This window comes from Halioxenophilus aromaticivorans, assembly GCF_042850945.1.
Taxonomy (GTDB): domain Bacteria; phylum Pseudomonadota; class Gammaproteobacteria; order Pseudomonadales; family Cellvibrionaceae; genus Halioxenophilus; species Halioxenophilus aromaticivorans.
Window position 1 is genome coordinate 2,642,584 of the sequence record NZ_AP031496.1, and the last position, 22,919, is coordinate 2,665,502.

The window sequence follows — 22,919 nt, forward strand, 5'->3', positions numbered from 1 at the left end:
AAGCGGGTTGGAAATTAAGCTCGTGAGGTGAGTTTTGGCAGCAGTATAGTGCTTAGCAATCCCAAGGGCAGTAAGCCCAGTGCTATTTGGAAGGCTCCCGCATAGGAACCGGTGGCGTCAAACAGAAGTCCTCCCATGGGCCCTGGGATGATGGTGCAGATAAGCATGGCTAGGGTCATTGCTCCTTTTACCCTGGCGAAGGCTTGGGTGCCAAAATAGAGAGCAATTAAAGACGCCCAAATTGGCGTGAGGCCGCCCACGGCCAGGCCCACGCCCACTACGGACGCCAATATTAGTAAGCTGTGGTTACTGGTGATTAATGGTAGCCAGGCAAACATGGCAATAACTTGCAGCAATACCATAACCGAGCGTTTGCTGAACACGTCGGATAGCCAGCCAAACACAAACTTACCGGTAAATGAGGCACCGGCAAAGCTAGAAACCAATAGGGCGCTCTCTAACGTGTCTAGGCCAATCTCCCGTGCATAGGGCACAATAAACGTGATAATGATGATGCTACCCATACTGAGAAGGCCAACGGTAAAGGTCAGCAGCCAAAAAATGCGGTTTCGAATTAGGCTGGCAAAGGTGAGGTTGTGGTTGCCATCAGCGTCCGTTTTGGGTTGTGAGGCGGCGGTATTTTCAGCAAGACCATCTGGCTGTTGGTTAAGGTCAGAAGGCCTTGCAATTACCAGCCACCAGGCCAGTGGTGTAAGTATTAATACAATGGCTGCGGCTAAGCATTGCAATGCGGCACGCCAGCCGTAGTTTTCGATAAGAAAACTGGTAATGGGCGGCATCAAAAAACCACCCAGAGAAATCCCTAAGGCGGCAATGCCCAATGCCAGCCCCTGCTTTTGGTGAAACCAATTCACCACCAAAGTAGAGCAGGGTAAAACACTGATCATACAGGCGCCGGGCGCGAACAGTAGCGCACATATCACCGCCGCCAGCGCCGGGTGGGAAACCACCGATAGCAACGCTAAGCTGGCTGCAAAAAGCAGCGAGCCCAGTGTCATTACTTTTTTTGCGTGGCCTTTGTCCAGCCAAACGCCGACAATTAAACCGAACAAGGCGTTGACCAAATAAAATATGCCCATCCCCCAAGCGATTTTACCAGCGCTGGTACCCAAAGAAAGTGCCATGGGCTGAATAAATAGGCCAAACAAGTAAATGCTGAACCCCATTCCGAAGAATTGGCTAATACAACTGAAATAGACGATTTTCCAACCGTGAAAGGCAGGGGCTTTTGGTTCTTGCATGTAAGTAATTTTTTATTTTAGCGTTTGAACGGATAGGTGCTTTTGGCTGTTTGATACACGCAGGGGCTGTTTGTCTAGCGCTGAAAGGACGACTATCTGTACCTGCATACCAGGCTATCATTGCTCAGCAGTGCGAGCGAGAAAATAGACTTATCCTTTTCAGACAACTTTTTTAAACTCTAAACACGCAGTATTGCTTTCAGACGTTAGAGAGTTAACGGATCAATTTTAGGAAGGCGTCGACGGTGTTATTAATGTGTTGCTCGACGTTATCCCGATCCGAAGCTTGTGCCGCTCCTATCAGATATTTTAAGTGCAGATCGCCTTTGATTAGGCTGAAAAACTGACAGCTGGCGACGTGAGTGTTGGCAATAGAGTAGTGTTTTTTTTGTACAAGGTGATCGAGGTAGTTTGCCAGCTGCTGTTGCAGTCGCTCCGGTCCTATTTGCCAAATTTTGGTGCCCAGCCCATCGGTGTTATTGGCCTGGGCGATCAATTCCTTAAATATAGCGATGCCTTGAGGCGAAATCATCGCCAACAAAAAGCTGCTGCCTAGGTGTGTAAGAAACTGTTTTTCGTTTTTCAGGTTGAGATCAGTGTCGAATATGGGGTTCATTACTTGGTCGATCATAGCGACAGCGACGGCATGCAAAAGCGCAAGCTTGTCGCCAAACAGATCGTAAATGGCCCGCTTGGAGCCGCCGGATTGCGCTATGATCATATCTAATGAGGTTTTTTCGAATCCGTGTTGGGTGAACAGCTCACCGGCGGCTTGGATAATGGCGGCGCGTCTATCCTCGGCTTTCAGGTTTCGCCTGGCTTTGGCTTCACTCCCCTGGGCCTCACTCGCTTGGGTCTCAGTCTCTTGGGACTGGCTAGATTGAACGCTAAGATCAGGTGCGGCGACTGGTTTGAGTGACATAGTGCTGCTCGTGGAATATTGCTTTTGACAATGGTACTCAATAGTACCAAAATCCAGCAGCATCTCTACCCGCATCCAACCAAATAAGGCCAGCTATGCCCAAGTTCAGCTTTCTAGTTGTTGTGTTTAGTGTCTTGCTTGTGGCTTGCAGCCCAGCGTCACCACCTGCAGAGAGTCCGCCGCGGCCCGTGGTTTGGCAGGCGGTGGAGCCTGCACAAACGACTTCGATACGCCATTTTAGTGCGTTAACTCGAGCCCAGGAGCGCACTCCGCTGAGCTTTCAGGTGCCGGGCCGGGTGCAAGCTGTATTGGTGGATATTGGCCAACCGGTGACACAAGCCCAGGCCATTGCTCGGTTGGATCCAAAAGAATATGAGCTGTTGGTGGAGCAATCACGAAGCTCACTTAGCGAAGCGCAAATCACTTTGCAAGACGCCAATCGCAATGTCGCCCGACAACAATCCCTGTACGATCGTAAGTTGGTGGCGGTGGCCACGTTAGATGACGCTGAGACCCTTCAACAGCAAGCCGAAAGCCGGGTCGATCAGCTGCAAGCACAATTGGACAGAGCACAAAAGCAGTTGGATGACACGGTGTTGCTGGCGCCCTATCAGGGCGTCATTAGTGAACGAGACTTGGAAGAAGGGCAGCAAGTTAGCATAGGGCAAAAAGTCTTTCAGCTGGAGGGCAGCGGCGGTATGGAAGTTTTGTTTTACGTCCCCGAGCAGCTTATCAACCAGATTGTGGTTGGATCCAGCCACCAGGTTGTGGTGCCAGCGGCCACTGCGCAACCAATTGCTGGGCAGATAAGCGAAGTTGGCAATCACGCCCAGGATGCTGGAGCCTTCCCCGTAGTCATGGCCTTGCAAGCCCCGCCGGCAACCGTGAAAACCGGCATGAGTGCCGAAGCGCTGTTAACTGTGGCTATTTCTGGTTTGGGCTCTGCTAGCGAACGCGCAGACACAGATGGCACTTCTCTACTGTCCATACCATTAACCGCCTTTTTATCCGAGCCAAGCAACCGGTTTAGTGCTTATGTGGTGGAATCTGATCGAGCGGTTAAGAAAGACATTACCATCGCGTCTTTAACAGATACCCACGCCCTGGTCAGTGCCGGACTTCAGGTTGGCGATATCGTAGTGAGTAAAGGCGCCAATCAACTGCACGATCAGCAGCCCGTGGTGCTGTTGGACAGTGAAACCCTCCGATATAACCCCTAACACTGGGCTGGCACAGGCCAGCAGAAATACGGTTACAGCGCTTAATTAAGGACGCATGGCATGAACTTGTCTTACTGGGCCTACAAACATCGGCCTTTGGTGTTGTTGCTCACCGGGTTGCTGATTGTTTTGGGCAGTTACAATTATTTCACGTTATCAGCCCAGGAAGACCCCAATATTCTAGTGCGAGAGGTGGTTATCACCACGGCCGCACCGGGTTACAACCCGGAAAAAGTTGAGCTGCTGGTTACTAAAACCTTAGAAGAGGCCATCCGGGAAATACCCGAGGTGCGCCAGATACGCTCTACCTCCCGCCAGGGGCAGTCCATTGTCCATGCCGAAGTTTATCCCTATATGTTTGAGCTGGATCAGATCTGGGATGACCTGCGAGAAAAGGTGGAAATCGCCGCCAACAGTTTACCCAGCGGTGTGGCGCAGCCGGTCATTAATGATGACTTTGGTGATGTGGCAGTGATGACTATCGCCCTTACCGCGGATGGTTTTGGTTTTGGCGATATGCAAGACAAAGCTCAGCATGTGCGCGATCGTATTTTTGGTTTACCCGGCACCAAAAAAATCGAGCTGCACGGCGTACAGGAAGAACGCATTTATTTGGAAACCAACAGTAGCCGGTTAGCACAATACGGCCTAAGCCGAGAGGCTATTGTTAACCAATTGCAGGGGCAGAATACCATTTTACCCGGCGGTATCGTTGATACTGGCGAGCGGGTATTTTTGGTTCAACCCAGCGGTAATTTCGACACCGTAGAAGATGTAGAGTCGTTTTTAATCGCTTTGCCGGATAACTCCGGCGTGGTGTCCATGGGCGATATTGCCAAGGTCACCCGTGGCGTGCTCGACCCGCCACAACGCAAGGCTTATTTTAATGGTCGGCCAGCCATTATTTTAGCGGTAGCAATGTTGGATGGTTACCGAGTGCTGGATTACGCCGATGTTTTACGCCGCCGAGTACAACAAATTGAGCAAACCTTGCCGGTTGGGTATCGCTTAGAAATCGTTGCTGATCAATCGGAGCAGGTTGCCAAGGCGGTGTACGGCGTTTCTGCTAACGTAGCCCAAACCCTTGCCATCGTACTGGGCGTGGTGATTGTATTTTTAGGTTTGCGTACTGGCCTTATTGTCGGTGCGATTATTCCGTCGGTTATGGCAATCACCTTGGCGGTAATGGGCCTAGTCGATATGCCATTGGAGCGTATGAGCCTAGCGACCTTAATTATTGCCCTGGGTTTATTGGTAGACAATGGCATTGTTATCGCAGAGGATTTTCGCCGGCGTTTAGAAGAGGGGGAGGACCGCTTATCCGCATTAAAAAATTGCGGTGCCAATTTAGCCTTACCACTGTTAGCCTCTACCGCAACCACCGTACTGGTATTTTTACCGCTGATGCTGGCTGAGCACGAAGCTGGTGAATACACGCGGGCCATATCCATCATTATTTTAATTACCCTGTCTACGTCTTGGTTGTTGGCCATGTTGGTCACCCCGCTGATGTGTTTCTGGTTTATGAAACTCAATCCACAGCAGGCCAAGCAGACGGGTTTTGCCCGCTTAGAAAACAGTTATGGGCGCATTTTAGTCTGGATGCTACGGCACAGAAAAATCGTGCTATTAATGATAATTGTCTGTTTTGTGGTGGGTGTTTTTGGTGTTGCCACTACGCCGAAAAAGTTTTTCCCTGCCAGTGACCGGCCCCAGGTGTTGATAACTTTGGAGCTGGCGCCGGATATTACTTTAAGCTCTACTGACAGCACCGTTGTGCAAAGTTTTATCGACTTAAATAACCGCGAGCAATTCCCTTACATTAAAAACTTCGCCACATATATGGGGTATGGCGGGCCGCGCTTTGTGTTGTCGTTGTCGCCTATCGATGATGCGCCCAACAAAGCCTTTATTGTGGTGGCTCTGGATCAATTAAGTAGCATGCCCCAAGCTCTAACCGACTTAAGGCAGTATTTTTTAGCCAATTTCCCCTCCGTAAACGCCAAAGTAACCGACATGTTTCTTGGCCCTTCGGACCCGGGTGTTTTTGAGTTCCAAGTCAAGGGGCCAGACCCAGACGTGCTCTATGCCACGGCAGAAAAAATGCAAGCGAGCCTGCGAGACATGCCCGGCATGATTGATGTGTACAGCGACTGGGAAGGGCGCATCAACAGTTTTTCTGTGCAGGTGGATCAGGATAAAGCTCGCCGGCTGGGAGTGAGTTCTTTAACCATTGCCCAGGCCCTGGCGAGTTTTTATTCTGGGGTGTCGATTTCGGAATTTAGAGAAGGCGACGATGTTTTTGCCATTGTGTTTCGGGCGGTGGAGTCAGAGCGGCGCAGCTTGGAATTATTGAAATCCATCCCGGTTCAGGCCAGCAGTGGCAAAACGGTTTTTCTCGACCAGCTAGCCACGATCGAACTTACCGCCGATTACGCCGTGATTCAACGCGAGGATTTAACTCGCGCCGTTACCGTGCAAGGCCGACCAACGGCCAAAACTCCAGAGGACATCGCCCCGGATGTTGACGCCATTATGCAGCAGCTGCAACAAAATATGCCGCCTGGGCATTGGTTAGAGTCTGAAGGCATTGTTAACGATTCTGCCGAGGGTAAGGCGGCGCTGGGGGCTAATATGCCGCTTTGTTTGGCGGTGGTTGTGCTGTTATTGGTGGCTCAATTTAACGATTTTCGAAGGCCTATCATTATTCTAATGACCATACCACTCGTGGTAACTGGGGTAGCACTCGGTCTTCATCTGCTGCGCGCCGACTTTGGTTTTATGGTGATACTAGGATTGCTCTCACTGGCAGGCATTATTGTAAACAACGCCATTGTGCTCATAGACAGGATAGATTACGAAACAGCCTCTGGCACCCCGTTTATGCAAGCTGTCGTCAGTGCTAGCCAGCGCAGGCTAAGGCCCATCGTTATGACTACCATTACTACGGTAGTGGGCTTATTGCCGTTAATCGTTAGCGTTGACCCGTTGTTCTATGGCATGGCCGTTACCATTGCCTTTGGCCTAGCTGTTGGCACCTTGCTTACTTTGGGCGTGGTGCCGGTGGCTTACAGCTTTCTGATGCGTAATAAAGCTTAAAATAAGCCCCAATAGTGGGCAAATCACTTGATGTAACTTGTTACCGGTTCGTCTAGCCCCTGTACGAGTGTTATCACTCTCCAACAGATCCTTAATTAAAACGCAGGGGATAGAATGCATTTCCTACCTAAAGCGGTTGCAGTTTCCGTGCTCACCCTGGCAATTGCCGGTTGCGAAAAACAATCAGAATCTCAGCCTCAGGCCGAAGCAGGCCAAGCGAAATCCGAAATGGCTGCGTCCGAGCCCGCGGCTCAACCAGCGTCCGCCAATGAGGCGTTTATTGAATTTACTGACGAGATCGTCGCTGAGATATTTAAGTTTGCACCTATTGCTCCGACTTCCTTTGGTTTAACCGAAGCCGACGTGGGTTACCATTTTGCTGACAAGTTAGGCGATTTCAGCCCTACAAGTATTGAGGTTTCCCGGCAAGCGCACAGCCGGTGGTTAGAGGCCATGGAGCAATTTGATGCCAGCCAACTTACTGGCACCGCCTTAACGACACATCAAGTATTGGCCAGCACCCTGGCTAAAACTAAAGCGCTAAAGCCCTACATCAATGCTGTTTTTTCTCCGCTCAGTTACTTCAGTTTATTTCCGGTTACTCAGCTGTCTGGGGCGCATTTAGATATTCCCCGTGTACTGCAGAACGAACAGCCGCTTACCAATGAGCAAGATGCCAAGGATTACATTGCGCGCTTGCAGGGCATCCAACAGGCATTTTCTGATTTAGCATTGGTGGTGCAGCAAGATGTTGATAAAGGGTTATTACCGCCTAAATTTGCGGTGGAAGGGGCCATTGCCATTATCGGCCAAATGACTGCGCCGGCGCCCGCCGAGCATCCACTAGCCGTGGTATTTAAAACTAAGCTGGCGGAGATTGACGGCATTGATGAGGAGCAAAAAAGCGCCCTAATTGCCGCTGCCGAGCAAGCCGTAGCTGACAGCGTGTACCCCGGTTATGCAGCGTTAAAAACGACCCTGGAAACCATTTTGCCCAAGGCCTCTGCCAACGCAGGCATCTGGGATTTAAAAAATGGCAAGGAAATTTATCAGGGTGCCTTGGAGAACTTCGGTGCTGACGGTAAAACCGCAGAGGAAATCCATCAGTTAGGTCTGTCTGAGGTGGCTCGTATCCAAAGTGAGATGGCGGCAATCCTTGAGGCCGAAGGCATGGATTCCAGCGATGTAATCGCCAGCTACAACGCGCTGTTTGAGGATCCTCAGTATGTGTTTGCCAACACCGACGAAGGCCGCCAAGAGCTGTTAGATTATCTCAATCAGCAAATGGATACGGTGTCTGAGCTGTTGCCGACTATTCTAAAAACCCTACCCAAGGCCCCGGTGGAAGTACGTCGTATCCCCGAGTACGAACAAGACGGCTCCGCCGGTGGCTATTACACCGGGCCAAGCTTGGACGGTTCTCGCCCGGGAATTTACTGGATTAACCTGAAAAATACCGAGGATTCCCCCAAGTTTACTTTGCCTACGTTAACCTATCATGAGGCCAGCCCAGGCCATCATTTACAGGTGACCATCGCCCAAGAAATCCAAGATATGCCGATGCTGCGCAATATGATTTGGTTTAGCTCCTACGGTGAGGGTTGGGCCCTATACGCCGAAGTGTTGGCCAAGGAAATGGGCATGTACAAAGAAGACCCTATGGGCGACCTGGGCCGCTTGCAGTCGGAGTTGTTCCGTGCAGCACGCCTTGTGGTAGACACCGGTTTGCACCACAAACAATGGAGCCGAGAAGAAGCCATCGACTACATGCACTCCACCATTGGCGGTAGCCGCGACGAAGTTACCCGTGAGGTAGAGCGTTATTCGGTATGGCCTGGTCAGGCCTGCAGTTACAAATTGGGTCAACTTAAGATTTTGGAGCTTAGAGAGCAAGCCAAACAGGCCCTTGGCGAAGACTTCGATTTAGCCGAGTTTAACGACCAAGTGTTAATTCACGGTTCCATCACCTTGACAGTTTTGGCCGATAAAATCGATGCCTGGATTGCTGGCAAAAAGTCTGCTTAGAGAGGCTGTTTAAAAAGCTGGATTGACGGGGTAGGGCAGCGCTTTGGCGCTGCCCTGTTCTCAGCACTAATCTCAATCCCAGTCCTAGCCGGTGCTTTCGCTGCCTTCTAGGGATTCTGCCAATTGATCTAAACGCTGGGCGACGCTGGCGTAGCCTTCCAACTGCAAATCAATGTCGTAATACACGATGATTTCTTTGTCGTCTCGGTGGCGCTTACACTGGCAGCGGCCAATGACCCCGCCTTGCAGCTCGGCAAGGAAGCGAGATGCTTTAGCCGCGGTTGGGAATCTATAGGCGATGTCGGTTTTCATTCCCATACTTGGATCCGATGGTTGAGTTCGCCAATGCGCGAGGCCCTACCTAAAAGGGTGTTGGGCAAGGAGCGTGGGGGCACGCCAATTACTTCAATGGCGGAATGGTGAAGGGGGTTAGATTCCAGTTATCTGGCTCTACATTCAAATACCAGCCTTGTGACTCCCAATCACCCAAAACAATGCGCTCACCCTGGGATTTGCCAAGGTCCACGCAATGGCGGTCCGGCCGGTGGGTGTGACCGTGAATCATTCGCTGCACGTTTTCCGCCTGCATTACCGCGACCACCTCGCTGGGCGTAACATCGGTTATGTCGTCGGCTTTCATGGCGCTCATGGATTTCGTCTTGGTGCGCAGTTCAGCCGCCATTTGTCGGCGCACGGCCAAGGGTTGTGCCAACACTTGGGCCTGCCACACTGGGTTGCGCACTTGGTTGCGAAACGCCATATATTCTACGTCTTGCGTGCACAGTGCGTCGCCGTGGCACAGCAGCACTGGCTCGTCGTACAAATCCACCACCGTATTTTCGTCCAATAGAGTAATCCCGGTATCTTCGGCAAACTGTTTGCCAATTAAGAAATCGCGGTTACCGTGGATGAAATAGGTGGGGACGCCTGTCTCGCGATAGCGCTGCAAGGCATCTTTGATGTGGCCGATAAACTCCGAGTCGTCGTCATCTCCGATCCACACTTCAAACAAGTCGCCCAATATGTACAGGGCGTCTGCATTTGCGCCTTGATTGAACAAAAAGCGAAGGAAAGCTTTGGTGACGTGTGGTCGACTTTCATCCAGGTGCAGATCGGAGATAAACAACGTACTCATAGTCGTATCTTATTATTATTCGGTAATACTGGCTTTTTCGATGATAACAGAATCAGTGGGAACGTCTTGGTGGTAGCCCTTGTTACCAGTGGGTACGCCTTTGATTTTGTTAACCACGTCCATGCCATCGGTAATTCGGCCAAATACACAGTAGCCCCAGCCCTGGGTGTTTTTACCGCTGTGATTTAAGAAGTCGTTGTCTTTAACGTTGATGAAAAATTGCGCAGTGGCGCTGTGTGGGTCCATGGTGCGTGCCATGGCTACAGTGCCGGCGACGTTGGCAAGGCCGTTGTCGGCTTCGTTCTCGATGGACTCACGGGTGGTTTTTTCGCTCATGTCCTCGTTCATGCCGCCGCCTTGGATCATAAATCCGTCGATTACGCGGTGGAAGATGGTGCCATCGTAAAAGCCTTCTTCAACGTACTGCTTAAAGTTGGCCGCGGTTTTCGGCGCTTTTTCAAAATCCAGCTCTAGGGTGATGGTGCCGTAGTTTGTCTCTAATTTGACCATGAATCTCTCCGCATAAAAGTGGCTGTGGGTATTAATTGCGCGCAACCCGGTTAATTTACGGTCAAACTCGCACAACAGAGCAAAAATTACCGGTAACTCGGGTGCCCCTGGTTCAGCAGGCGGCTATAATACGCGCTTTATAAGTAATCTGAAACCTTGCCGCCGTGGCCCACCCTCAACCGTCTAAGGGAGTGCTAAACGCGGCTGAACTAGTTGAACCTGGATGAATACGAACAACGAAAGTGCGTCACGCCCCTTAAATTTTATCGAGCAAATTATCACCCAAGACCTAGAGCGCGGCGCTGTTGAAGCGATTGTGACGAGGTTTCCGCCAGAGCCAAATGGCTATCTGCACATTGGCCACGCCAAGTCCATCTGCCTAAATTTCGGCTTAGCCAAGCGTTTTGGTGGTACCTGTAATCTGCGTTTCGATGACACCAATCCCGCCAAAGAAGACCAGGAATACATTGATGCCATCATTCGGGACGTGGAATGGATGGGATTCCCTGTGGGAAAGGGTGGGCTGTCCAATGTGTATTATTCATCGGCCTATTTCGACCAGCTGTATCAGTGGGCGCTGGAGTTGATCAACAACGGCAAGGCCTATGTGTGTGAACTGTCCCCAGAGCAGGCCCGTGAGTATCGCGGTACGCTAACCGCGCCCGGCAAGGATAGCCCTTTCCGGGACCGCAGCGTGGCAGAGAACCTGGCCGAATTTGAGAAAATGCGCAACGGCGAGTATGCCGAAGGTGCTTGCGTGCTGCGTGCCAAAATTGATATGGCGGCGGGTAACATCAACCTGCGCGACCCGATTCTGTATCGCATTCGTAAACAGGCTCATCACCAAACCAGTGATAAATGGTGCATCTACCCAACCTACGATTTTGCCCACGGCCAGGGGGATGCTATTGAAGGGGTGACCCACTCAATTTGTACCTTAGAGTTTGCCGACCATCGACCGCTGTATGAGTGGCTACTGGCCAATTTGAGCGTGCCGGCGGAACCAAAACAGTACGAGTTCGCGCGCCTGGAGCTAAACTACACTGTGACATCCAAGCGCAAACTGAAACAACTGGTGGATGAAACCATCGTCGATGCCTGGGATGACCCCCGCATGCCCACCATTGCGGGGATGCGCCGACGAGGTTTTACCGCCGCGGCTTTGCGTAAGTTCTGTGATTTAATCGGTGTTACCAAATCCGCCAGTACGGTGGATTTAGGCATGCTGGAATACGCTGTACGCGACGATTTAAACGAGAACGCGCCACGTGCCATGTGCGTACTGAAGCCGTTAAAGTTAGTGATTACCAATTTTGAAGAGCACTTTGGTGCCGGCGATAAAGTGGTGCAGCAACCCTGTCATCCAAATCGATCTGAGTTGGGTGCGCGGGAGATTCCGTTTAGTCGAGAGATATACATTGACCAATCCGACTTCACCGAGGACACCAGCTTGTCTCGTAAGAAGTTTAAGCGTTTGGTCTTGGGCGAGTACGTGCGCTTGCGCGGCGCTTCGGTGATTAAAGCCGAGCAAGTAATCCGAGATGACGACGGTAACATTGCTGCGGTTGAATGCACCCTGGTTGCCAACACCATCGGCGAGGATCCGCCCGAAGGCGTGCGTCCACGCGGTGTAATTCACTGGGTGAGCGCAACTAATTGTGTGACTTGTGAGATACGTCTATACGATCGGCTATTTAACGACGCAAGTCCTGATGCTGGCGGCAAAGATTATCTACAATGTTTAAACCCCTCTTCTCTGGAGATCATCTCGGGGGCCAAAGCTGAAATAAGCTTGACCCAGGCCACCGTGGGGCAGGGCTACCAGTTTGAGCGTGAAGGCTATTTTACGTTGGACAGCCGCTATACCACCGCTGAGATGCCGGTGTTTAACCGTACCATCGGTCTGAAAGACAATTGGGCCAATAAGGTTTAACGTGTGTCGCCCCGTGGATTACGGGGCGCTGCACCGCACATATATTGAAAGAACAACCGAAATGACATCCGAACTAACACTTTACAATACAAAAACTCGCCGCAAAGAGCCGTTTCAGCCAATCACGCCCAATAGCGTGAAAATGTACGTCTGCGGACCGACGGTATACAACCTGGTGCACATTGGTAATGCCCGCCCTGTGGTGGTGTTTGACACGCTGTTTCGGTTGTTGCAAACCCGTTTCGAAGAGGTCACCTACGCTCGCAATATCACTGATATTGACGACAAAATCATTAAAGCTGCGGCCGATATTAACGAGCCTATCAGTGTGATTAGTGAGCGCTACACCCAGGCCTATCATGAAGACATGATGGCGCTGAACACGCTAATGCCCACCATCACACCCTATGCGACTCAGAATATCGGCCCAATGATTCGTATGATTGCGCAGCTGATTGCGCGCGATCATGCCTATGAGGCCGAGGGGCACGTCTTGTTTGCTGTGCAAACCATGGCGCAATACGGTCAGCTGTCCAACCGTAACTTGGAAGATATGCTGGACGGCGCTCGGGTTGAGGTTGCGCCCTATAAGCGTTACGCCGGTGATTTTGTGCTGTGGAAACCCTCCCGTGAAGGTGACCCGGGTTGGGACAGCCCCTGGGGCTTTGGTCGTCCTGGGTGGCACATCGAATGTTCGGCCATGGTAGAGGAGCATTTGGGAAAAACCATCGATATCCACGGTGGCGGCCGCGATTTAATATTTCCGCACCACGAAAACGAAGTGGCTCAAAGCGTTTGCGCCCATGGTGGCGACGACTATGTGAACTACTGGATGCACAATGGCTTTGTTAACATCGATGGCGAAAAAATGTCCAAGTCATTGGGTAATTTTCGCACGGTTCGAGATTTGCTTGGCCAGCACAAGGGTGAAGTGATCCGATTTGCTTTGCTATCGGCTCATTATCGCAGTGAAATGGATTTTTCTGTGGAGTTGTTGCAACAATCCAAAGCCGCGCTGGACTCTCTTTATGCCGCATTGAGAGATTGCGAGGCCGAGACGGGCGACGCCGATTTACAAGCCAGCGCCGTGTACAAGGCTCTGAGCGACGATTTAAACACGCCTTTGGCGATCAGTGAATTACACGCATTAGCCAAACAACTCAACCGAGGTGAAGGTGACCTTGCCGCAACCAGGAGCTTATTGCTGCAAGCTGGGGAGCTCATGGGCATGCTGCAGCAAACCCCAGAGCAGTGGTTCCAGGGCCAAGCTGGCGACGAAGGCTTGTCCGCCGAGGCCATTGAGGCGCTTATTGTGGAACGTAAGGAGGCCAAGGCGGCCAAGGACTTCGCTCGCAGCGATGAGATCCGAGATCAATTAAAACAGGCGGGCGTAGTGTTGGAAGACAGTAAAACCGGCACAACCTGGCGCCGTGCCTAAACATAGATTCGTTAATGCATGAACAGTAAATGGAAAGTTATCGCAGCGGCTGGGATTGGGGTATCTCTACTTGCTCTGTTGGTGGCTGCCTTGGTGCCGGCAGATGTCGTTCCTAGTGCACCAATAGTGACCACAGAGTACAACGAAGCCTGGTGTGAAGAGATGATGGTGTTGCCTAATTCACAATGGCGAGAAGAACAGACACAAGCCTTTGCTAAGTTTTGTTTAGTAGATTAAATTATTAGGCGTGGCTGTGAAATAGCCGCACAAGATAGGTGGTGCTCACTTAACAGCTAGCCACACCATTAAAGATAGATGTGCAGTTACGCGCGAAGATCCTTAGGGAAAAAATAGATGGCGATGGACCAACAAACCAACTCTAGCACCAAGTTATCGGTGGCCAGTGTACCTTTCGTATTTGCCGGCGGCATCATGATTTTGTGGCTAAGCTGGCAGTTGTTGTCGATGTTAAATTTTACCTACCCGTTGTGGTATAGGGTGTTGGACATTCACTCCCACATTCAAACCTACGCTCCTCAAAATAACAATAAATCTGGCTTTGAAGAAACCACGATCCAAGAGCGCTATCGTTTGTATTACGCCACGGTGACGGCGGTCAATAACGACGGTGAAGGCCTGGCGCAAATCCGCTATCGCTCGCCCACCGGTGAATTCATCGATACCCTGTACACCGATGCTGAGGTTCTGCATCTGCAGGATGTGAGTAATCTCATTACTAAGTTCGATTACTTGGCTTATGTGTGCGTGTTTATCGTAGTGCTCTATACGTCGCGTTTTATTGGGTGGTGGGGTGGTAGGCCAATCAAGCCTGGATGGCGCAACGTGCACTATGGCTTTTTGGCGACCATGGTCACGCTATTACTAATCGTGTTTATCATTGGGCCGCAAAAAGTCTTTTACTGGATGCATGAAATGGTGTTCCCGCCGGACCATCCTTGGTTTTTCTATTACCAAGATTCACTGATGTCCACCAGTATGAAAGCACCGGATTTATTCGGCGCGCTGGCGGTGCAGTGGTTGATGCTGACGCTAATGGGGTACTATTTGTGGATTTACGGTGTGAGTTACGTGGTTAAAAAACGCATACGCAAGAGCAACGGTTTTTAACCTAGCCGCCAGGAGTGGCCTAAACCCAAGGGTTTAGGGCTCTGTTAGAAAGCCACTGTTAAAAAACACTGTTATGAGGCCGCTACAGACAGCAGCCTCGCCTCAGAGCAACGTTGTGTGGCTGGGGCAGTTGGACACGCCAGTAGAGCAGCCTGGTTCTGGAGTCCAACCAAAGGATCTATCTGCAATGGTATCCGCTATTGCAGATTACCGCTTCTTTATTAAAATGCTGCTCCGTCTTTGGCCCCTTTATCCATTATAATGCCGGGTCGTCCCATCCCAGTCAGCCAGGCACCTAACACACCATGTTCGAACACGACGCCAGCCTAGAGCGAGTATTTAGCTTTTCCCGCTTAGACGTAAACAGCCCATTGTCCACTGTTTCGCATCACCGCTTTGAGTTGGAAGGCCAGCAATGGCCAACGGCTGAGCATTATTATCAGTCAAAGAAATTTGTTAAATCGGTTGATTTGCAAGAGATTGCCGACGCCGCATCTGGCGAGGAGGCCTACAAACTGGGTAATCGTTGGTGGAAGTTCGGTAAAGCCAAGGATTGGAAACAGAAGCGCCGGGTAATGATGACGCGAGCTTTATACACCAAGGTGCAGGTGCACGAAACGGTGAAACAAGCGCTGCTGGATACCGGCGACGAGCGTATTGTAGAAACCTCGCTTTATGACCCCTACTGGGGTATCGGTCGAGATCAGCGTGGAGAAAACATGATGGGGCAGATTTGGATGGATATCCGCGCCAAGATCAGAGCCAAGGGCAAGGTCTATCCAAGCTCCTAGGGCGGCTACTGGGTACTATGTGGGGTACTATGTAAGGAGTGGGGTACTATGTAAGGTACTGACCAAATTAAAGCGCCGGGTGCAATACCCGGCGCTTTTATTGTTAGCAGCTCGCCGGGATTACTTACCCTCGGCGTGCAAACAAGGGTGCAGGCTGATCTACTGAAGGCTGATAGCCGTCGGTAAAGTCGTACAGAGACGACAAACAGGCTGTCAGATCCATGCTTTCATCGTCGAATCGGAAGGCGTTAAACCCGCAGCGGCGCAGATAGCACAGTTGGTCCCGGATGATGGCGCCGGCTGCTCTAAGCTCGCCAGTAAACCCAAAACGTTCCCGCAACAATCTGCCCTGGCTGAAACCTCTTCCGTCCATAAACGCTGGGAAGTAGACTTCCACTAGGGGTAGGTCCTGGGCGTCTTCGGCCAGCACAGTGACGTCGTCAGTATTATTGATGCTAACACCTACTGATTGGACGCGACCTTGCAGTTGGGCTTTGTTTTGTACCCAATAGCTAAGCGGCACAATCACATCGCCTTCAGGCAGGGTATCCTCCGCAGCCAGATCGTCCAGGCGCAGCCATGCGTTATCGATGATCTGCTCGTCTTTAATCAGCTTTGGCATATACTCGCTCCTTAAATGGTGCCATACCGACACGGTAGAAGGTGTCGACAAAGGGTTCTGCGTCGTTGCGCAGATCAACGTAGGTTTCCACCAGAGTATTGATGACGCCCGCCATTTCTCCTTGTGAGAATGCTGGGCCAAGTACGCTACCCAGGCGCGTGTTTTCACCTGCGTCGCCACCGAGCTGAACCTGGTAAAATTCAGCGCCTTTTTTATCCACGCCCAAAATGCCGATGTTGCCAACGTGGTGATGGCCACAGGCGTTCATGCAGCCGGAGATGTTCAGGTCTATTGGGCCGAGATCGTAGAGGTAATCTAGATCCTCAAACTGCCGCTGAATATCCTCGGCGATGGGAATAGACTTGGCGTTGGCCAGGGAGCAGTAATCGCCACCAGGGCAGCAGATAACGTCGGTGAGGGTGCCGATATTGGGTGTGGCAAAGCCCAGCGGCTTCAGTGTTTGCCACAACGCAAAGAGATCTCGGCGACGGACTTCAGCCAACACGATATTTTGCTCGTGGGTGGTTCTGGCCTCGCCGAAGCTGAATTGGTCGGCTAAATCAGCAATGGCTTCTAGCTGGCTGTCGGTGATATCACCGGGGGCAACACCCGTGGGCTTCAAAGACAGCGTTACCGCGCTGTAACCTGGCACCTTGTGGCCTTGCACATTGCGCTCTAGCCAGCGAGTGAAGGCTTTGTGCTCGGCACTAGCTTCATCAAGCGTGGCTTGGCCATCGTCGGCAGCCAACGTCTCATAGGCTGGTGCACTAAAGAAGTTTATGGTGCGATCGATCTCAGCTTCAGTGAGGGGCTGGTAGCTGCCTTTCAGGGCCTCCCACTCGGCCTCAACCTTAGAGCGGAACTCCTCCACACCCAGGGCTTTCACCAAGATTTTGATGCGTGCTTTGTACTTGTTTTGGCGGTTACCCAGCAGGTTATACACACGCAGAATGGCTTCTAAGTAGCTGAGCAAGTCTTGCTGTGGTAAAAACTCCCGCACCAATTGGCCAACCACTGGCGTACGGCCGAGGCCACCACCTACGAATACCTCGAAACCGACTTCGCCGGCGTTGTTCTTCACGACACGTAGGCCGATATCATGCACCTTTATAGCCGCGCGATCACTGGTTGCGCCGGTAACCGCAATCTTGAATTTGCGTGGCAGGAAGGCAAACTCTGGGTGGAAGCTCGACCACTGGCGGATGATCTCGCAATAAGGGCGAGGATCAACGACTTCGTCGGCGGCAACGCCGGCGTATTGATCCGAGGTGGTATTCCGGATGCAGTTACCACTCGATTGTGTGGCGTGCATTTGTACTTCCGCCAGCTCAGCCAGGATATCGGGTACTTCGGCCAGCTCTGGCCAGTTGAACTGTATGTTCTGGCGAGTACTTACATGGCAATAGCCTTTGTCGTAGTGACGCGCAATGTGGGCCAGCTTGCGCAGCTGGGCGCTGTTGATCATGCCGTAGGGTACATTCACCCGCAGCATCGGCGCGAGCCGCTGTACGTATAGTCCATTCTGCAATCGCAATGGCAGGAACTCTTCTTCTTTGAGCTCGCCTTTTAAAAAGCGCTCTGTTTGGCCCCTAAATTGGGCAACGCGCTGGTTGAGGATATTGATATCGTGTTTGTCGTATACGTACATCTTATGGCTGTACCTTTGGGCTAATTCACTTGACCGAACGACTGGTCTGTCGGTTTTAGGGCCAGTTTACTGGCGTCTAACAAAATGAGGCGCGAAGGATACACCATAAGCTGGCAGGCGGCGAGGGGAGTATAGGTAAGTGGCGCGGGTAGATAAGTAACATTTTGCTCTAGGTTTATTACCAAAAGGAATGTTCAATAAAAAATGAATAGTAAATTGTTCTAAATGGTACCTGCTCTCTTGCGTGAACTTTAGAGGATGGTTAAATGTCTATATTGGTCGCCACACCTGCACATCTATTAATAATAAATTGGAGATCTGGCATGAATAACGAAATGCAAATTCAGCACGAAGAAGACAGCGTTGCGGACTCTATCGCAGCCGTTGTTTTAATTGTAATTTTCGTCGCAACTTGTTTATTTTGGGTAAGTGGGCAGTAGGGATTGCTCTAGAATGCTTTGCATTCGCCTATAAACAGGACGTTTCTCCAAGCTAAACCAAGGCCAGCGCGTAATCGGGACCGTATTCACGGCTCAGTATTGAGTAGCTTACCAAACAATTCTTTTTGAATTGTTGCAGTTTTTGTTTCATTTTTTTAAACGCAACAAAGCTGTATTCAGTTTGGTTTTATTCTTTACTGACGCCGGTGAATTTCGGTACTGGCGCTGGTGACACCCTCAATTCTTCACACTCTCACCTCCCAGTTGGTGTCATTTTTTGCGCCTACTGGTTACGTTCTTTCTTGCTTTCGGTAACCGCGAACCCCCAGTTGTACGGCTGAGTTTTTTCTATGGAAATTTTCAATAATGCTAATTTGTTATTTAGATTTAACACGCAGCAACCGAATTTAGGGTAAAACTAATCGCACCACCAGTGCCACAATAAGCACAAATGTGATAGTAAACAGCACTCCGCCGACGATATAGGGCAAAACACGGTTACTGGAGAAGTCTTTGTCGAGATTATCTTTGCTTTGCACGCCGAATGCCGCGGCACAAATACTGCCAATCCAACGAAGCCATTGATGATTCTTGTTCTGGCTCATAGCGTTTTCCTGAGTTGATGGGGTGCTATAGGTTCTATTCACGAGCGAAATAATGCGCTTCCTGGTGACGCTGCACAAGATACGAAAAAACGGCGTCTGTGCGCCGTTTTCTGCTCTTTATTTACGATATAAGTACCTAATTCTGCTGTAGGCAAATCGTTGTTCTGTGAGCGCCTCAGGTGGGGTTGTAGTCCAAATTAGGCTGCAGCCAACGCTCAACAGTTGCCACATCACACCCTTTGCGTTTGGCCAGGGCTTGTACTTGGTCTTTACCAATTTTGCCAACGGAAAAATACTTGGCTTGTGGGTTAGCAAAATACCAGCCAGATACCGAAGCTGCCGGTGTCATCGCAAAGTGCTCGGTTAGTGCCATATTTGCATTGTCTTCGGCATTGAGTAATTTAAACAGCGCTTCTTTTTCAGTGTGATCCGGGCAGGCGGGGTAGCCTGGTGCGGGCCGTATGCCTTTGTATTTTTCGGCAATAAGCGCTTCCTTGGTTAATACTTCGCTTTGGTCGTAGCCCCAGAATTCTTTTCGTACTCGCTCGTGCATGCGTTCTGCAAAAGCTTCCGCTAATCGGTCGGCCAGGGCTTTTACCATAATGCTATTGTAGTCGTCGCCTTTTTCCTCGTACTGTTTAGCCAGCTCATCCGCGCCGACGCCTGCGGTAACCGCGAAGCCGCCCAAGAAGTCTTGTTTGCCTGTTTGTCGTGGCGCGATGTAATCCGCCAGTGATTTAAATTGTGGCTCGCCAGCAGTTTTATGTTGTTGTTGTCGTAGGTGGTGCAGTGTGGCAATTTGCTCCGGGTTTGCGCTGTCGCTGAACAGCTGGATGTCGTCGCCAGCGGATTGAGCCGGCCAAAAGCCGACCACGGCGTGGGCTGTCAGGAGGTTTTCTGAGATGATTTTCTGCAACAGGGCCTGGGCGTCATCGAACAATGTGCGGGCAGCTTCCCCGACCACTTTATCATCAAAAATCTTCGGGTATTTTCCAACTAAGTCCCAGGTGATAAAAAATGGCGTCCAGTCAATATAATCAATTAACTCTGCCAATGGGTAATCGCGGAAGGTTTTGGTGCCAATGAAATTGGGTTTAACCGGGGTGAAATCCTGCCAGTCTATATTGGGCCCTTTTTGCAACGCTTGGGAGTAGGGGGTCAGTGGCCGCTGTGGTTTTCGGTTGGCGGTTCTCTCCCTGACTACTTCGTATTCTTCTTTTACTTGTGCAAGGAATTTGGGTCGCAAATCGTTACTCAATAGCGACGTTGCCACTCCCACGGCGCGCGACGCATCAGCGACATATATTACTTGGTTGAGATCGAATACTGGGTCGATTTTTACCGCTGTGTGGGCTTTGGAAGTGGTTGCGCCACCAATCAGTAGCGGCAGGTTGATGCCGCGTTTTTGCATTTGGGACGCAACGGTGACCATTTCATCCAGAGAGGGCGTAATTAAACCTGACAAGCCAATGATGTCGCAGTTGTGCTCCAGGGCGGTGTCCAAAATTTTATCGCATGGCACCATTACACCTAGGTCGATGACCTCAAAGTTATTACACTGCAGCACAACACCGACGATGTTTTTACCGATATCGTGAACGTCGCCTTTCACTGTGGCCATTAATACCCGGCCATTGGCTTTAGCGTCGCCTTCTTTTTCCGCCTCAATAAACGGTTGTAAATAGGCCACAGACTGTTTCATAACACGGGCCGATTTAACCACCTGGGGCAGGAACATTTTACCTTCACCAAACAGGTCGCCTACCACGTTCATGCCGGCCATTAATGGGCCTTCAATAACCTCCAGTGGGCGAGAGGCTTCTTGCCTGGCGGCTTCTGTGTCTTCTTCAATAAAGGTGCTGATGCCTTTCACCAGGGCGTGCTTTAAACGCTCGGCCACTGGCTGGTTACGCCATTCTAAGTCTTCTTTTTTGTTGGCTCGGGCGCCGCCGCCTTTGAAGTCATCGGCGATTTCCAGTAGGGCATCGGTGGCGTTACCATTACGATTTAAAATAACGTCTTCAACGCGTTCGCGCAGCTGTTCCGGAAGTTCATCGTACACAGCCAGTTGCCCAGCGTTGACGATGCCCATGTTCAGGCCCGCTTTGATGGCGTAATACAAGAACACAGAGTGAATGGCCTCACGCACGGGGTTATTACCGCGGAACGAGAAAGACACGTTACTGACGCCACCTGAAACGCCGGCAAAGGGTAGATTCTCTCGAATCCATTGGGCGGCCTGAATGAAATCGACGGCGTAATTGTTGTGCTCTTCAATACCCGTGGCAACGGCGAAGATGTTTGGGTCGAAGATAATATCGGCGGGGTTAAATCCTACCTCATCAACCAATACTCGATAGGAGCGCTCACAAATTTCAATTTTGCGTTGGAAGCTGTCGGCTTGACCGGTTTCATCAAATGCCATGACCACCACTGCGGCACCGTACAATCGGCACAACTTGGCCTTTTCGACAAACTCTTCGTGGCCTTCCTTAAGGCTGATGGAGTTGACGATGGGCTTGCCCTGAATGCACTTCAACCCGGCTTCGATAACTTCCCATTTGGAGGAATCCACCATAATGGGCACCCGGGCAATGTCGGGCTCACCGGCAATAAGATTTAAAAAGGTAACAATGGCGGCTTCGGCATCGAGCATGCCTTCGTCCATGTTGATGTCAATGATCTGTGCGCCGTTAGCCACTTGCTCTGTGGCAACCTCTAAAGCCGTGGCGTAATCCTCTTCAATAATCAAACGTTTGAACTTAGCGGAGCCTGTTACATTACAGCGCTCACCCACATTGACGAACAGCGACTCTTTGGTGATGTTCAGCGGCTCTAAACCCGATAGTCTGCAGCTTGGCTCTGGCATTGGGATGGTGCGAGGACTGTACTGTGCAACGGTATTGGCAATGGCTTCAATATGTAGTGGTGTAGAGCCACAGCAGCCGCCAATAATGTTCACCAAGCCACTGGAAGCGTAATCGCTAACGATTTCAGCCATTTCTGCTGGGCTTTGGTCGTATTCACCAAACTCATTGGGCAAGCCGGCGTTGGGGTGAGCAGAGACATGGCAGGTGGCGACTCTTGATAGCTCTTCTACATACTGTCGCAACATGTCTGCGCCCAGGGCGCAGTTGAGGCCAATGCTTATGGGGTTGGCGTGCGCCAGCGAGTTGTAGAAAGCTTCAGTGGTTTGACCGGAGAGAGTGCGCCCGGAGGCGTCGGTGATGGTGCCGGAAATCATTACTGGTAATCTGAGGCTGTTGCGCTCAAAGTAACTCTCCACGGCAAACACTGCGGCTTTTGCGTTCAGAGTGTCAAAAATGGTTTCGATCAGCAGAATATCTGCCCCGCCTTTTACTAAGCCGTCGATGGCCTCTAGGTAGTTTTCAACCAGTTCATCGAAGGTTACGTTACGTGCACCAGGGTCGTTTACATCCGGACTAATAGAGCAGGTGCGCGAGGTTGGGCCCAATACTCCAGCTACGAAGCGCGGTTTTTCTGGCGTGGTAGCGCTAGTTCTGTCGGCCACTGCACGGGCAAGTTTGGCGGACTCAAAGTTGATTTCGTATACCAGAGACTCCATCTGGTAATCAGACATGGACAACCGAGTGGCGTTAAACGTATTGGTCTCTAGGATGTCCGCACCGGCATCCAGGTATTGTTGATGGATGTCCGCGATAATGTGTGGCTGAGTTAGGGATAGTAGGTCGTTATTGCCTTGAACGTCCTGAGGGTGGTCTACAAAGCGATCACCCCGATAATCGGCTTCTTGCAGTTTATGCCGTTGAATCATCGTACCCATGGCACCATCCAATATAAGGATGCGTTCTTTTAAGGTGGATTCAAGCAGGAGTTTTCGGTCGGTAACGGTCATAACATTTCACTGGTTGCTTCTATATCAAATTATTTTGATATAGGTTTCGGGGGCGCAATTTTAACAGAGTTCAGGGGTGGAACAAGTGCAATAGCTGGGCCGGTGGCGGTGCCAGCCTTGAGCACTGGCTGCCTCCATTGTAGCAGCCGGGCAGGGTGCGTGGTTGTCATGGCCGTGAGAGCTGTATGAAAGTGCTTTAGGTGGCGGCAAAGTTTTGGCACAATTCCGACTATTCTACTCGGATATAGGTTCAACCGTTGAGTT

17 protein-coding genes are annotated in these 22,919 nt (G+C 50.9%); 8 read left to right on the forward strand and 9 right to left on the reverse strand.

Features of this window, described 5'->3' with window-relative positions:
• Positions 1 to 14 precede the first annotated feature (14 nt).
• Both ACGHM3_RS11585 and ACGHM3_RS11590 read right to left on the reverse strand, forming a co-directional pair.
• Entirely contained in the window at positions 15 to 1,262 is a 1,248-nt protein-coding gene (locus tag ACGHM3_RS11585; protein ID WP_345428115.1) for an MFS transporter, read from the reverse strand.
• Positions 1,263 to 1,476: 214 nt separating this feature from the next.
• Entirely contained in the window at positions 1,477 to 2,184 is a 708-nt protein-coding gene (locus ACGHM3_RS11590) for a TetR/AcrR family transcriptional regulator (protein WP_345428117.1), read from the reverse strand.
• Between the two features lie 95 nt (positions 2,185 to 2,279).
• Here ACGHM3_RS11590 and ACGHM3_RS11595 point away from each other — a divergent pair, with 95 nt between their 5' ends.
• The 3 genes from ACGHM3_RS11595 to ACGHM3_RS11605 all read left to right on the forward strand — a co-directional run bounded on the left by ACGHM3_RS11595 (position 2,280) and on the right by ACGHM3_RS11605 (position 8,528).
• Complete coding sequence (locus ACGHM3_RS11595; protein ID WP_345428120.1) at positions 2,280 to 3,404, forward strand: efflux RND transporter periplasmic adaptor subunit; 1,125 nt, start codon at positions 2,280 to 2,282, stop codon at positions 3,402 to 3,404.
• A gap of 60 nt (positions 3,405 to 3,464) precedes the next feature.
• Positions 3,465 to 6,503, forward strand: a complete 3,039-nt coding sequence (locus ACGHM3_RS11600; RefSeq protein WP_345428122.1) for an efflux RND transporter permease subunit — start codon at positions 3,465 to 3,467, stop codon at positions 6,501 to 6,503.
• Positions 6,504 to 6,617: 114 nt separating this feature from the next.
• The gene (locus tag ACGHM3_RS11605; protein ID WP_345428124.1) at positions 6,618 to 8,528 is read left to right on the forward strand and encodes a DUF885 domain-containing protein; all 1,911 of its coding nucleotides are present in this window, start codon (positions 6,618 to 6,620) and stop codon (positions 8,526 to 8,528) included.
• Between the two features lie 84 nt (positions 8,529 to 8,612).
• Here ACGHM3_RS11605 and ACGHM3_RS11610 read toward each other — a convergent pair whose 3' ends face one another.
• The 3 genes from ACGHM3_RS11610 to ACGHM3_RS11620 form a co-directional block, all read right to left on the reverse strand.
• Positions 8,613 to 8,846, reverse strand: coding sequence for a hypothetical protein (locus ACGHM3_RS11610; protein WP_345428126.1), 234 nt, complete (start codon positions 8,844 to 8,846; stop codon positions 8,613 to 8,615).
• Positions 8,847 to 8,928: 82 nt separating this feature from the next.
• Positions 8,929 to 9,663 carry a UDP-2,3-diacylglucosamine diphosphatase gene (locus ACGHM3_RS11615; RefSeq protein ID WP_345428128.1) on the reverse strand — a complete coding sequence of 245 codons (735 nt, stop codon included), beginning with the start codon at positions 9,661 to 9,663 and terminating at the stop codon, positions 8,929 to 8,931.
• A 15-nt stretch (positions 9,664 to 9,678) separates the two neighbouring features.
• Entirely contained in the window at positions 9,679 to 10,173 is a 495-nt protein-coding gene (locus ACGHM3_RS11620; RefSeq protein ID WP_345428131.1) for a peptidylprolyl isomerase, read from the reverse strand.
• 223 nt (positions 10,174 to 10,396) lie between these two features.
• Here ACGHM3_RS11620 and ACGHM3_RS11625 point away from each other — a divergent pair, with 223 nt between their 5' ends.
• The 5 genes from ACGHM3_RS11625 to ACGHM3_RS11645 all read left to right on the forward strand — a co-directional run bounded on the left by ACGHM3_RS11625 (position 10,397) and on the right by ACGHM3_RS11645 (position 15,463).
• Positions 10,397 to 12,106: a glutamine--tRNA ligase/YqeY domain fusion protein gene (locus ACGHM3_RS11625; RefSeq protein ID WP_345428133.1), complete on the forward strand. Its 1,710-nt coding sequence runs from the start codon at positions 10,397 to 10,399 to the stop codon at positions 12,104 to 12,106.
• Between the two features lie 61 nt (positions 12,107 to 12,167).
• A complete protein-coding gene (gene cysS, locus ACGHM3_RS11630; RefSeq protein ID WP_345428135.1) occupies positions 12,168 to 13,544 on the forward strand; it encodes a cysteine--tRNA ligase in 1,377 nt (458 codons plus the stop codon).
• Between the two features lie 18 nt (positions 13,545 to 13,562).
• Entirely contained in the window at positions 13,563 to 13,781 is a 219-nt protein-coding gene (locus ACGHM3_RS11635) for a DUF3012 domain-containing protein (RefSeq protein WP_345428137.1), read from the forward strand.
• 117 nt (positions 13,782 to 13,898) lie between these two features.
• Complete coding sequence (locus ACGHM3_RS11640; RefSeq protein ID WP_345428139.1) at positions 13,899 to 14,672, forward strand: DUF1461 domain-containing protein; 774 nt, start codon at positions 13,899 to 13,901, stop codon at positions 14,670 to 14,672.
• Positions 14,673 to 14,977: 305 nt separating this feature from the next.
• Entirely contained in the window at positions 14,978 to 15,463 is a 486-nt protein-coding gene (locus ACGHM3_RS11645) for an NADAR family protein (protein WP_345428142.1), read from the forward strand.
• A 124-nt stretch (positions 15,464 to 15,587) separates the two neighbouring features.
• Here the strand turns inward: ACGHM3_RS11645 and ACGHM3_RS11650 are convergent, their stop codons facing one another.
• From ACGHM3_RS11650 to metH, 4 genes are all read right to left on the reverse strand, one after another.
• Positions 15,588 to 16,085 carry a DUF934 domain-containing protein gene (locus ACGHM3_RS11650; RefSeq protein WP_345428144.1) on the reverse strand — a complete coding sequence of 166 codons (498 nt, stop codon included), beginning with the start codon at positions 16,083 to 16,085 and terminating at the stop codon, positions 15,588 to 15,590.
• Complete coding sequence (locus ACGHM3_RS11655; protein ID WP_345428146.1) at positions 16,069 to 17,733, reverse strand: nitrite/sulfite reductase; 1,665 nt, start codon at positions 17,731 to 17,733, stop codon at positions 16,069 to 16,071. Before ACGHM3_RS11655 ends, ACGHM3_RS11650 begins: the two co-directional genes overlap by 17 nt.
• Positions 17,734 to 18,580: 847 nt before the next feature.
• Positions 18,581 to 18,778, reverse strand: coding sequence for a DUF2970 domain-containing protein (locus ACGHM3_RS11660; protein ID WP_345428148.1), 198 nt, complete (start codon positions 18,776 to 18,778; stop codon positions 18,581 to 18,583).
• A 175-nt stretch (positions 18,779 to 18,953) separates the two neighbouring features.
• Positions 18,954 to 22,655 (reverse strand): methionine synthase, encoded by a 3,702-nt coding sequence (gene metH / locus ACGHM3_RS11665; protein WP_345428151.1) that lies wholly within the window; start codon positions 22,653 to 22,655, stop codon positions 18,954 to 18,956.
• Between the last annotated feature and the right edge of the window lie 264 nt (positions 22,656 to 22,919).